At 64.1% G+C, this 11,562-nt stretch carries 11 protein-coding genes and 1 riboswitch; of the genes, 3 read left to right on the plus strand and 8 right to left on the minus strand.

Annotated features, from left to right (window positions below; all coding sequences use genetic code 11):
- From nuoG to LB553_RS21370, 8 genes are all read right to left on the minus strand, one after another.
- Window positions 1-2,082 carry an NADH-quinone oxidoreductase subunit NuoG gene (gene nuoG / locus LB553_RS21335; RefSeq protein WP_224516286.1) on the minus strand — a complete coding sequence of 694 codons (2,082 nt, stop codon included), beginning with the start codon at window positions 2,080-2,082 and terminating at the stop codon, window positions 1-3.
- 74 nt (window positions 2,083-2,156) lie between these two features.
- The gene (locus LB553_RS21340; RefSeq protein WP_224516287.1) at window positions 2,157-2,840 is read right to left on the minus strand and encodes an NADH-ubiquinone dehydrogenase; all 684 of its coding nucleotides are present in this window, start codon (window positions 2,838-2,840) and stop codon (window positions 2,157-2,159) included.
- A 77-nt stretch (window positions 2,841-2,917) separates the two neighbouring features.
- On the minus strand, window positions 2,918-4,222 hold the full coding sequence (nuoF, locus tag LB553_RS21345; protein WP_224516288.1) for an NADH-quinone oxidoreductase subunit NuoF: 1,305 nt from the start codon (window positions 4,220-4,222) through the stop codon (window positions 2,918-2,920).
- A gap of 10 nt (window positions 4,223-4,232) precedes the next feature.
- Entirely contained in the window at window positions 4,233-5,555 is a 1,323-nt protein-coding gene (locus LB553_RS21350; protein ID WP_224516289.1) for an NADH-quinone oxidoreductase subunit E, read from the minus strand.
- Window positions 5,556-6,746 (minus strand): NADH-quinone oxidoreductase subunit D, encoded by a 1,191-nt coding sequence (locus LB553_RS21355; protein WP_224516290.1) that lies wholly within the window; start codon window positions 6,744-6,746, stop codon window positions 5,556-5,558.
- Window positions 6,747-6,754: 8 nt separating this feature from the next.
- Window positions 6,755-7,357, minus strand: a complete 603-nt coding sequence (locus LB553_RS21360) for an NADH-quinone oxidoreductase subunit C (RefSeq protein WP_224516291.1) — start codon at window positions 7,355-7,357, stop codon at window positions 6,755-6,757.
- Window positions 7,358-7,361: 4 nt separating this feature from the next.
- Window positions 7,362-7,943 carry a NuoB/complex I 20 kDa subunit family protein gene (locus LB553_RS21365; protein WP_015317338.1) on the minus strand — a complete coding sequence of 194 codons (582 nt, stop codon included), beginning with the start codon at window positions 7,941-7,943 and terminating at the stop codon, window positions 7,362-7,364.
- The gene (locus tag LB553_RS21370; RefSeq protein ID WP_040982049.1) at window positions 7,934-8,299 is read right to left on the minus strand and encodes an NADH-quinone oxidoreductase subunit A; all 366 of its coding nucleotides are present in this window, start codon (window positions 8,297-8,299) and stop codon (window positions 7,934-7,936) included. Before LB553_RS21370 ends, LB553_RS21365 begins: the two co-directional genes overlap by 10 nt.
- A 314-nt stretch (window positions 8,300-8,613) precedes the next feature.
- Here LB553_RS21370 and LB553_RS21375 point away from each other — a divergent pair, with 314 nt between their 5' ends.
- The 3 genes from LB553_RS21375 to cobW all read left to right on the plus strand — a co-directional run bounded on the left by LB553_RS21375 (window position 8,614) and on the right by cobW (window position 11,552).
- Window positions 8,614-9,813 carry a winged helix-turn-helix domain-containing protein gene (locus LB553_RS21375; RefSeq protein WP_224516292.1) on the plus strand — a complete coding sequence of 400 codons (1,200 nt, stop codon included), beginning with the start codon at window positions 8,614-8,616 and terminating at the stop codon, window positions 9,811-9,813.
- Between the two features lie 30 nt (window positions 9,814-9,843).
- Window positions 9,844-10,047: riboswitch (cobalamin riboswitch) on the plus strand.
- Window positions 10,048-10,086: 39 nt separating this feature from the next.
- Window positions 10,087-10,512, plus strand: coding sequence for a DUF1636 family protein (locus LB553_RS21380; protein WP_224516370.1), 426 nt, complete (start codon window positions 10,087-10,089; stop codon window positions 10,510-10,512).
- Window positions 10,513-10,514: 2 nt separating this feature from the next.
- Window positions 10,515-11,552, plus strand: a complete 1,038-nt coding sequence (gene cobW / locus LB553_RS21385; RefSeq protein WP_224516293.1) for a cobalamin biosynthesis protein CobW — start codon at window positions 10,515-10,517, stop codon at window positions 11,550-11,552.
- The last annotated feature ends 10 nt before the right edge of the window (window positions 11,553-11,562 follow it).

Here is an 11,562-nt window from a genome sequence, read left to right on the forward strand (position 1 = left end):
TTATTCCGCCGCCTGCTTGAAGCCGCTCTTGGCCAGCGCCGAGCATTCGGCCATCACGGCCGACGCCCGCGCGATCGGGTTGGTGAGATAGAAGTCCTTCACCGGCGAGGTGAAGGTGCCCTTGTTAAGCCGGCCGCCAAGCTTCGCCACCTTGGCGATGTCTTCGCCGCTGCCGGCCTGCACCTGGTCGATGCGGGCGAGATGCGGGAATTCGCCATAGAGCTTGGCGCGCAGCTGCGCCAGCGAATCGAAGGGCAGCTTCTTCCCGAGCACATCCGAAAGTGCCCGCAGGATCGCCCAGTCCTCGCGCGCCTCGCCGGGGGCGAAGCCGGCGCGATTGGTCTGCTGCACGCGGCCTTCCGTGTTGACATAGGTGCCCGACTTCTCGGTGTAGGCCGCGGCCGGCAGGATGACATTGGCGCGGTGCGCGCCGGCATCGCCATGCGTGCCGATATAGACGACGAAGGCGCCGCCGGTCTTGGCCATGTCGATCTCGTCGGCGCCGAGCAGAAAGAGCACATCGGTGTCGCCCAGCATGCCGGCGACGTCCTTGCCGCCCTCACCCGGCACGAAGCCGACATCGAGGCCGCCAACTCTTGCCGCGGCGTTGTGCAGCACCGCAAAGCCGTTCCATTCGGCCGTGATCGCGTTGACGGCAGCCGCGAGCTTCGCCGCCAGACCGAGCACGGCCGCGCCATCGGAGCGCGCCAGCGCGCCCTGGCCGACGATGATCAGCGGATGCGTGGCCTTGCTCAGCACCTCGAAGAACTTGCCGTTGCCGTCGGCAATGTCCTTCAGCGATTCCGGGCCGGCGCCGATGAGCTCATAGTCGTAGCGAGTGTCGCCGATCTCGCCGATGACGCCGACCGGCAGATTGCCGACGCGCCAGCGCTTGCGGATGCGGGCGTTGAGCACCGAGGCCTCGAAGCGCGGATTGGCGCCGATGATCAGCACCGCATCGGCCTGCTCGATGCCTTCGATGGTCGGGTTGAAGATGTAGCTGGCGCGGCCGAGCGACGGATCGAGCGCAGCGCCATCCTGGCGGCAGTCGATGTTCTTGGAGCCGAGCGCGGCCATCAGCAGCTTGAGCGCGTAGATTTCCTCGACCGCGGCGAGATCGCCAGCGATCGCGCCGATCCGCTCGGGCGCGGTCTTTGCCACCTCGTCCTTGATCGCGGCGAAGGCTTCCGCCCAGCTTGCCGAAACGAGCCTGCCGTTCTTGCGCACATAGGGGCGGTCGAGGCGCTGCGTACGCAGGCCATCCCAGATGAAGCGGGTTTTGTCGGAGATCCACTCCTCGTTCACCGCCTCGTTGACGCGCGGCAGGATGCGCATCACTTCGCGGCCTCTGGAGTCGACGCGGATCGCCGAGCCGACGGCATCCATGACGTCGATCGATTCCGTCTTCGTCAGCTCCCATGGCCGTGCCTGGAAGGCGAACGGCTTGGAGGTCAGCGCGCCGACCGGGCACAGATCGATGACATTGCCCTGCAGCTCCGACGTCATTGCCTGTTCGAGATAGGTGGTGATCTCGGCATCCTCGCCGCGGCCGATCAGGCCGAGCTCGGAAATACCGGCAACCTCGGTGGTGAAGCGGACGCAGCGCGTGCAATGGATGCAGCGGTTCATCACCGTCTTGACCAGCGGGCCGATATACTTGTCTTCGACCGCGCGCTTGTTCTCGTGATAGCGCGAGGAATCGACGCCGAAGGCCATCGCCTGGTCCTGCAGGTCGCATTCGCCGCCCTGATCGCAGATCGGGCAATCGAGCGGATGGTTGATCAGCAGGAATTCCATCACGCCTTCGCGGGCCTTCTTGACCATCGGCGTGTTGGTGAAGATTTCCGGCGGCTCGCCATTCGGGCCCGGACGCAGGTCGCGTACGCCCATGGCGCAGGAGGCCTGCGGTTTCGGCGGACCGCCCTTCACCTCGATCAGGCACATGCGGCAATTGCCGGCGATGGACAGCCGCTCATGGAAGCAGAAGCGCGGCACTTCCGCGCCGGCGTCCTCGGCCGCCTGCAGCAGCGTGTAATGGTCGGGTACCGTGATCTCTTTCCCGTCGACCTTCAGCTTTGCCATTCGCCTCAAACCTCTGCGGATGTCCCGCAATCTATCCTTCCGGGCGCGAACTGAGCCGCGCCCGGCATCTCAATTCACTTCTTCGCGGCGAGCGCCGCGGCCTGAGCAGTCCAATCGTCGCGGCCGATGCGGCCGGCGAGCGACAGGTAGTCTTCCACCCAGGCGATCTCTTCCGACGTCCAGGCAGCGATCTGGTCATAGGTCCAGATGCCGAGACCGTTAAGCACCTTCTCCAGCTTCGGTCCGATACCCGAGATCGCCTTCAGGTCCGACGGCTTAACCGGCTTGTCGATTGCCTTCGGCTGCCTGAAATCTTCGGGCATCAGCCCGGTCGCGGCCGGCTGGGCGACAAGACCTGTCCCGGTCGCGTCGAGCGCCTTCTCGGTCGCGTTCGCCGCTATATCGGTCACGTCCCTGGCGAAGGTCTGCGCCCTGGCGATCAGCGTATCGGTCGCCTTGCGCGCCTTGGAAGCGTTGGCGGCCGCTTCGTTCTGCGCCTCGAGATCGTCGAGGAAAGGCTGGAACATGCGCTGCGAGGCTTCCAGCGCGCCGGTGAACGCGCCCATCCACATGCCGACGGCGTGGTTGGCAAGACCGATGCTGAGCGCCGACATCGCGGCGGCGCCGGCGACCGGATGCGCCAGAAGGTTGACGGCGCTGGCCATCTCCTTCGGCATCATCTTGGTCAGGTCCTGGTTCATTTTCTCGAGTTGGTCCAAATCAGGCATGAACGGGTAAGGTATCGAATACAGCGCCATAGAGATCTCCTGGTCGTTTCTTCGTATGCCCCGCCCCTGCTTTTTAGTCTTCGGGCCAAGCCCGTATTTCGAAATTCTTATTCCGCCGCCACCATCACCGGCTCGACCCGGTGCGCGTTGCGCGAAAACTCGTCGATGCGACGTTCCACCTCGCCGCGGAAATGCCGCATCAGGCCTTGGATCGGCCAGGCCGCCGCGTCGCCCAGAGCGCAGATCGTGTGACCCTCGACCTGCTTGGTGACGTCGAGCAGCATGTCGATCTCGCGCTTCTGCGCCTCACCGCGCACCAGCCGCTCCATCACCCGCCACATCCAGCCGGTGCCTTCGCGGCACGGCGTGCACTGGCCGCAGCTCTCATGCTTGTAGAAGTAGGACAGCCTGGCGATGGCCTTCACTATATCCGTCGACTTGTCCATGACGATGACGGCGGCCGTGCCGAGGCCGGATTTCAGGTCGCGCAGCGCGTCGAAATCCATCGGCGCATCGATGATCTGCTCGGCCGGCACCAGCGGCACCGAAGCGCCGCCCGGAATGACCGCGAGCAGATTGTCCCAGCCGCCGCGAATGCCGCCGCAATGCGTCTCGATCAGCTCGCGGAACGGGATCGACATCGCTTCTTCGAAAGTGCACGGATTGTTGACGTGGCCGGACACGCAGAACAGCTTGGTGCCGGCATTGTTCGGGCGGCCGAAGGACGAGAACCAGGCGGCGCCCCGGCGCAGGATGGTCGGCGCCACCGCGATCGATTCGACGTTGTTGACGGTGGTCGGGCAGCCATAGAGGCCGACATTGGCCGGGAATGGCGGCTTCAGCCGCGGCTGGCCCTTCTTGCCTTCGAGGCTTTCGAGCAGCGCAGTCTCCTCGCCGCAGATATAGGCGCCGGCGCCATGATGCATGTAGATGTCGAAATCGTAGCCGGACGTGTTGTTCTTGCCGATCAGCTTGGCTGCATAAGCCTCGTCGATGGCGCGCTGCAGCGCCTCGCGCTCGCGGATGAACTCGCCGCGCACATAGATGTAGGCGGCGATCGCGCCCATGGCGAAGCCGGCGACCAGCGCGCCTTCGACCAGCGTGTGCGGATCGTTGCGCAGGATATCGCGGTCCTTGCAGGTGCCGGGCTCGGATTCGTCGGCATTGATGACCAGATAGCTCGGGCGCCCGTCGCTCTGCTTCGGCATGAACGACCATTTCAATCCGGTCGGGAAGCCGGCGCCGCCGCGCCCGCGCAGGCCCGACGCCTTCATCTCGTTGACGATCCAGTCGCGGCCCTTGGCGATGAGGCCCGGCGTATCGTCCCAAATGCCGCGCGACTGCGCGCCGGCCAACGACTTGTCGAAGAGGCCGTAGATGTTGGTGAAGATGCGGTCTTTGTCCTGAAGCATTTATCGTCCCTCAGACCGGCTTCTTGCCGAAGACACGGATGTATTCGGCGACGCCGCCCTTGGCGAGCGCCTTGGCCTGCTTCACCCAGTCGTCGCGCTCGATGCCGCCGCGGAAATTGAGATAGCCGTCGACCCATTCGCGCTCGGCCTTCTTCCAGGAGGCGACCTGCGCGAAGGTGTAGATGCCCAGCGAATGCAGGGTTCCTTCGATCTTCGGGCCGACGCCGGAGATCAGCTTGAGATCGTCGACGGTGGCAGGTCGCTCGATGCCGGCCGGCCGGTTCTTGTCGTCCAGCGAAGGCTTCGCCGTCTTGGCGACGGGCTGCTTGGTTTCCGGCGCCTTGAAAGCAGTGGCCGGTTCGGCCTTCGTCTTCGGCCCGCTGCGCGGCTTGGAAACGGCCTCGACTTCCGGAGCAGCCTGATTGGCGTTGGCGGCCGAATGACGCGGCGCCCTGACGCTGGCGCCGTTCTCGGTGGCCGGGGCGACCTTGACCGGCGACGGCGTGTTGAGCGCCGGGTTGGTTTCAGCCGCGTGCGTCTTCGGCTTGCTGGATTTTGACGGTCCAACCGGGCTCGGGGCGGCGAGAGCCGGCGCCGAACTTCCCGGCGCAGCGGGTGCGGGAGATGCGGCGGAAGCTGCAGCCGGCGCCGACGCGAGAGCTTCCTTGGCCGCTTTCGCCGCCGCCTTGGCTTCCTTCTCGCGCGTCGACTTCAAGATCGCCTTTTCGCTGGTCAGCGTCGTCAGGCCGGTAGCCGGCTCGGACCCGTGGCGGCCGTTCTGCGGGCCCGGCTTGACCTCGGCGCCCTTGCCGGCGTCGTAGAGATCGATGATCTCGGCCAGCCGCTCAGGCGTCAGGTCCTCGAAAGTGTCCTTGAAGATCATGACCATCGGCGCGTTGACGCAGGCGCCGAGGCATTCGACCTCCTCCCACGACAGCGTGCCCTTGTCGTTGGTATGGAACTGGTCGTGATGGATTTTCGAACGGCACACATCCATCAGCGCTTCGGAGCCGCGCAGCATGCAGGGTGTGGTGCCGCAGACCTGGATATGGGCGCGTGTGCCGACCGGGTTGAGCTGGTACTGCGTGTAGAAGGTCGCGACTTCGAGGCCACGGATGCGCGGCATGCCGAGCATGTCCGAGATCGTCTCGATCGCCGCCTTGGTGACCCAGCCTTCCTGCTCCTGCGCGATCATCAGCAGCGGGATGATGGCCGACTGCTCGCGCCCCTTCGGGTATTTGGCGATCCACTGCTGGGCGGCTGCCGCGTTCGCCTCGTTGAAGGCGAACGAGGCTGGCTGGAGGCTGGCTTCTGCAAGACGGCGGACTGACATTTAGCGATCGACCTCACCAAACACGATGTCGAGGGAGCCAAGCACGGCGGTGACGTCGGCCAGCATGTGGCCGCGGCACAGGAAATCCATGGCTTGCAGATGCGCGAACCCAGGCGCGCGCAGCTTGCAGCGATAGGGCTTGTTGGTGCCATCGGAGACGAGATAGACGCCGAACTCGCCTTTCGGCGCCTCGACGGCCGCATAGACCTCGCCGGCCGGCACGCGATAGCCCTCGGTATAGAGCTTGAAGTGATGGATCAGCGCTTCCATCGAGCGCTTCATCGCGGCGCGCTTCGGTGGCACCACCTTGCCGTCGAGATTCGACACCGGGCCGGCGCTTTCCTTGCCGAGCAAGAGATCGACGCACTGGCGCATGATCTTGGCCGACTGACGCATCTCTTCCATGCGCACAAGGTAACGGTCGAAGCAGTCGCCGTTCTTGCCGATCGGAATGTCGAAATCCATCTCGGAATAGCATTCATAGGGCTGCGATTTGCGCAGGTCCCAGGCGGCGCCCGAGCCGCGCACCATCACGCCCGAAAAGCCCCAGGCCCAGGCGTCGGCCAGCGACACCGTGCCGATATCGACATTGCGCTGCTTGAAGATGCGGTTGCCGGTAAGCAGCGCGTCGAGATCGTCGATCGACTTCAGGAACGGATCGATCCACTTGCCGATATCCTCGACCAGCTTCTGCGGCAGGTCCTGGTGCACGCCGCCCGGCCGGAAATAGGCCGCATGCATGCGCGAGCCTGAGGCGCGCTCGTAGAACACCATCAGCTTTTCGCGCTCGACGAAGCCCCAAAGCGGCGGCGTCAGCGCGCCGACATCCATCGCCTGCGTCGTCACATTCAAGATGTGCGACATGATGCGGCCCATCTCGGAATAGAGCACGCGGATCAATTGGCCCCGCTTCGGCACCTCGACGCCGAGCAGGCGCTCGGCCGCGAGCGCGAAGGCATGCTCCTGGTTCATCGGCGCGCAATAATCGAGCCGGTCGAGATAGGGCACGGCCTGCAGATAGGTCTTGGCCTCCATCAGCTTCTCGGTGCCGCGATGCAGCAGGCCGATATGCGGATCGACGCGGTCGACCACCTCGCCATCCAGCTCCAGCACCAGGCGCAAAACGCCATGCGCCGCAGGATGCTGCGGACCGAAGTTGATGTTGAAGTTGCGGACGGAGGTTTCAGCCATGGGTCGCCCTACTGCTTCGCCTTCTCATCCCCGGGAAGGACGTAATCCGTTCCTTCCCACGGGCTCAAGAAGTCGAAGTTTCTGAATTCCTGCTTCAATTCCACCGGCTCATAGATGACCCGCTTGGCCTCGTCGTCGTAGCGAACCTCGACGAAACCGGTCAGCGGGAAATCCTTGCGCAGCGGATGGCCTTCGAAACCATAGTCGGTGAGAATGCGGCGCAGGTCCGGATGGCCCGAAAACAACACGCCGTAAAGGTCGTAAGTCTCGCGCTCGAACCAGTCGGCACCGGGATAGACGCCGGTCAGCGACGGCACCAGCGTCTCCTCGTCGGCCTGGACCTTGAGCCGGATGCGCACATTCTGCTTCGGCGACAGAAGGTGATAGACGACATCGAAGCGCTTGGCGCGCGAGGGATAGTCGGCGCCGCAAATGTCGATGATCGAGATGAACTGGCAGCGCGGATCGTCGCGCAGGAAGGTGGCCACCTCGATAAGATTGCCCGGCTCGACCGGCACCGTCAGCTCGCCATAGGCAAGCACGGCTTCGCCGATGCGGCCGGAGAGCTTCTCGCCGAGATAGGTGGAGAGTTCGTTCAACGCCAGGGTCATCGGCTCACCGCTCGATCGTGCCGGTGCGGCGGATCTTCTTCTGCAGAAGGAGAATGCCGTAGAGCAGCGCTTCCGCGCTCGGCGGGCAGCCGGGCACATAGATGTCGACCGGCACGACGCGGTCGCAGCCGCGCACCACCGAATACGAATAGTGGTAGTAGCCGCCGCCATTGGCGCAGGAGCCCATCGAGATGACGTAGCGTGGCTCCGGCATCTGGTCATAAACCTTGCGCAGCGCCGGCGCCATCTTGTTGGTCAGCGTGCCGGCGACGATCATGATGTCGGACTGGCGCGGCGACGCGCGCGGCGCGACGCCGAAACGCTCCGAGTCATAGCGCGGCATCGAGGTGTGGATCATTTCGACCGCGCAGCAGGCGAGGCCGAAGGTCATGAACATCAGCGAGCCGCTGCGCGCCCAGGTGATCAGCGCTTCGGTCGAGGTGACAAGAAAACCCTTGTCGGCCAGCTCATTGTTGATTTCGAGGAAGAAGGGATCGTCTTCCCCTACCGGCCTGCCGGTGTTGGGGTCGATGATGCCCTTGGGCTTCGGCGCGACGAGGGTGCCTGAACTGTCGTTCAATCCCATTCCAGCGCTCCTTTTTTCCATTCATAGGCAAAACCGATGGTCAGCACCGCCAGGAAGACCATCATCGACCAGAAGCCGAGCATGCCGAGCTTCGAGAAGGACACCGCCCACGGGAACAGGAAGGCGACCTCGAGATCGAAGATGATGAACAGGATCGACACCAAGTAGAAGCGGATGTCGAACTTCATGCGGGCGTCGTCGAACGAGTTGAACCCGCATTCATAGGCGGAAAGCTTTTCCGGGTCGGGATTGCGGTAGGCCACCAGGAACGGAGCAACGATGAGTGCCAGACCGACGATCATCGCCACGGCGATGAACAGCACGATAGGCAGGTACGAACTTAGGAGTGCGCTCATGCGGCGACTTTCCTTCGGTGGGGGCAGTTCATTTTGATTACAGCAACGAACTCTAATGCGGAAGCGTGACAGATTAACCGCTGAACCGTTTTAACGGGCCCATGCTGCAACGCGGCGAGGGTTAGCGCAGCGGTTTCGGTGACGCAAGTCAAACCTTGTTCAAATCGCGGCCCTGGACGGCTTATCGGAAGAAACTGGTCCGATCCGCTCCTGTTTGATTTCCTTCGCTCTCCTGACATATCTCCCGCCATTTGCCTGCTAGCATGGCCGGAATCACCGGCTAAAAATCCAAGGGACGATCGGGGCGACACCTGATGAAAGACAAGATTTCGCTGGCCATGGCGAGGCGCATTGCGCTGGGCGCGCAAGGGTTCAACGACCCTCGCCCCGCAGGAGTTCCGGATCGCCGGCACCTCGCCCGGGTGCTTTCGCGAACCGGCCTTCTGCAGATCGATTCCGTAAGCGCGGTGGTGCGCGCGCATTATATGCCGCTCTATTCGCGCCTCGGCCCCTACCCGCTTACGCTGCTCGACAATGCCGCGGTCACCCGCAAGCGCGCCGTGTTCGAATACTGGGCGCATGAGGCGTCGTTCCTGCCCGTCGAGACCTATCCTCTGATGCGCTGGCGCATGCAGCGCGCCGAGCAGGGCGACGAGATGTATCTCGGCCTGGCGAAATGGGGCCGTGAACGCAAGGAAATGATCGACGAGATATATAGAGAGGTCGCTGATCGCGGTCCGATCGCCGCCTCCGATATCGATGGCCACAAGGGCAATGGCGGCTGGTGGGGCTGGAGCGAGGCCAAACACGCGTTCGAATGGCTGTTCTGGGCCGGACGCATTACGACCGCCTACCGCCGCGGCTTCGAACGCTATTACGACCTGCCCGAGCGCGTTTTGCCGCAGGCGGTGCTCGACCTTCCCGTACCCTCGGTCGAGGACGCGCATCGCGAATTGCTGCGCATCTCAGCCCGCGCCCACGGTATCGCCACCTATGGCGACCTGCGCGACTATTTTCGACTCGCGCCGGGCGACACGAAGGACCGCATCGAGGATTTGGTCGATGCCGGCGAATTGCTGCCGGTGAAGGTCGAAGGCTGGGACAAGACCGCCTATCTCCACAAGGACGCCCGTTCCCCGCGCCGGATAGAGGCGCGCGCCCTGCTCGCCCCCTTCGATCCCGTCGTCTTCGAACGCACCAGGACGGAGAAACTCTTCAATTTCCGCTACCGCATCGAGATCTACACGCCGGCCGAAAAACGCCAATATGGCTACTACGTTCTGCCTTTCCTGCTCGGCGATCGGATCGTCGCCCGCGTCGATCTGAGAGCTGACCGCCCGGCCAGCATCTTGCGCGTCCACGCCGCCTATGCCGAGGCCGGCGCCCCGCCCGAAACGGCCGCCCAGCTTTTCGATGAGCTGAAGCAGATGCAGGGCTGGCTCGGCCTGGAGTCGATCGAAGTGACGCCGGCCGGCGACCTCGGACCGGCGCTGGCCGACATCAAGGTGTCGTAGCTGCGCGTTGACAGGGACCTAACCGTAAGCCTAAATCCTGACCCAGACGGTCTTCTCCCGGCAAAGGGAGGAGCCAAGAGGGAATGCGGTGCGGGCCAACACCCAAATCCGCGGCTGTCCCCGCAACTGTAAGCGACGAGCCTCTGCCGAAAACCACTGGGATGTTCCCGGGAAGGCGGCATTCAGGGCGACGACCCGCGAGCCAGGAGACCTGCCGTCTGAGACTTTAAGTATCCGAATACCCGGCGGGTTTTCCGGGCAAGGAGCATGGTTTTGGATCGCAACGGCAGTTTCCCGGCAAACAGTGCGGATAATCCGTCCGAGCCCGACGCTTTGGCCGGTGTGACCGTCATCGTCTGCTCATCCTGCCGCGACGAGACGGGTTCGGATGCGCATCCGCGCGCCGGTGCACTGCTTGCCGAAGACACGCGTCGGGCTGCCTCCGGCGAAAAGATCAGCATCCGTACCGTCGAATGCCTCGGCAACTGCAAACGCCGGCTGAGCGCCGTGCTGCTGCGCGACGGCTGCTGGAGCTACGTCTTCGGCGATCTGAACACGACCAGCGGCGCTGATCTCGTCGCCGGCGCAAAGCTCTTCGCCACCTCGACCGATGGCCTCATCCCCTGGCGCGGCCGGCCCGATTCCCTCAAGCGCGGCCTGGTTGCCCGCATCCCCCCTCTCGACATGCTGAAGGACTGACCATGACCGCATCCGTTTCCCGTGTTCCCTGCACCGTCGTCACCGGCTTCCTCGGCGCCGGCAAGACGACGCTGATCCGCAATCTGCTCGAGAACGCCAAGGGCAAGCGGCTGGCGATCATCGTCAACGAGTTCGGCGATGTCGGCATCGACGGCGAGATCCTGAAAGGCTGCGGCGTCGACTCTTGTCCGGAAGAAAACATCGTCGAGCTCGCCAATGGCTGCATCTGCTGCACGGTTGCCGACGATTTCGTGCCGGCGCTCGACCAGATCCTGTCGCTCAACCCCAAGGTAGACCATATCCTGATCGAGACCTCGGGCCTCGCTCTGCCGAAGCCGCTGGTGCAGGCATTCCAGTGGCCGACGGTGAAGAGCCGCGTGACGGTCGACGGCGTCATCGCCGTGGTCGACGGCCCGGCGCTCGCCGACGGCCGCGTCGCCTCCGATATGGATGCGTTGCAGGCGCAGCGTGCAGCGGACGATTCCCTCGACCATGACGATCCGGTCGAGGAGGTGTTCGAGGACCAGATCGCCTGCGCCGACCTGATCATCCTGTCGAAGAGCGACCTGATGGATGCGGCGGGCTCCGCCCGCGCCAACGCCGTCATCGGCGAGCATGTCGCGCGCGCCGTCAAGGTCGTGCCGACAGCGCAGGGCAAGGTTGACCCGTCCGTGCTGCTCGGCCTCGGCCTTGCGGTGGAGGACGACATCGAGAACCGCAAGACCCATCACGACGACGAGCTCGACCATGAGCATGATGATTTCGATTCCTTCGTCCTCGACATTCCGTCGATCGCCAATCCCGACGAGCTGGCCAAGCGCGTCGCCATTGCCGCCGAGCAGGAAAACGTGCTGCGCGTTAAAGGCTTCGTCGAGGTCGGCGGCAAGCCGATGCGGCTTCTGCTGCAGGCCGTCGGCCCACGCGTGAACCACTATTACGACCGCGCCTGGACAGCCGATGACGACCGCCGCTCGCGGCTCGTCGTCATCGGCCTCAAGGGGCTGAACCGCCCGGCGATCGAGCGTATCCTCGCCGGCTGAGGCAAATCCG

The sequence above is a fragment of the Mesorhizobium sp. CA8 genome (assembly GCF_020164955.1).
GTDB lineage: Bacteria > Pseudomonadota > Alphaproteobacteria > Rhizobiales > Rhizobiaceae > Mesorhizobium.

What these genes read in the sequence shown, in the direction of transcription:
- nuoG (WP_224516286.1), bottom strand. Translation starts at nt 2,082, where the DNA reads ATGGCAAAGCTGAAGGTCGACGGGAAAGAGATCACGGTACCCGACCAT.
- LB553_RS21340 (WP_224516287.1), bottom strand. Translation starts at nt 2,840, where the DNA reads ATGGCGCTGTATTCGATACCTTACCCGTTCATGCCTGATTTGGACCAA.
- nuoF (WP_224516288.1), bottom strand. Translation starts at nt 4,222, where the DNA reads ATGCTTCAGGACAAAGACCGCATCTTCACCAACATCTACGGCCTCTTC.
- LB553_RS21350 (WP_224516289.1), bottom strand. Translation starts at nt 5,555, where the DNA reads ATGTCAGTCCGCCGTCTTGCAGAAGCCAGCCTCCAGCCAGCCTCGTTC.
- LB553_RS21355 (WP_224516290.1), bottom strand. Translation starts at nt 6,746, where the DNA reads ATGGCTGAAACCTCCGTCCGCAACTTCAACATCAACTTCGGTCCGCAG.
- LB553_RS21360 (WP_224516291.1), bottom strand. Translation starts at nt 7,357, where the DNA reads ATGACCCTGGCGTTGAACGAACTCTCCACCTATCTCGGCGAGAAGCTC.
- LB553_RS21365 (WP_015317338.1), bottom strand. Translation starts at nt 7,943, where the DNA reads ATGGGATTGAACGACAGTTCAGGCACCCTCGTCGCGCCGAAGCCCAAG.
- LB553_RS21370 (WP_040982049.1), bottom strand. Translation starts at nt 8,299, where the DNA reads ATGAGCGCACTCCTAAGTTCGTACCTGCCTATCGTGCTGTTCATCGCC.
- LB553_RS21375 (WP_224516292.1), top strand. Translation starts at nt 8,614, where the DNA reads ATGAAAGACAAGATTTCGCTGGCCATGGCGAGGCGCATTGCGCTGGGC.
- cobW (WP_224516293.1), top strand. Translation starts at nt 10,515, where the DNA reads ATGACCGCATCCGTTTCCCGTGTTCCCTGCACCGTCGTCACCGGCTTC.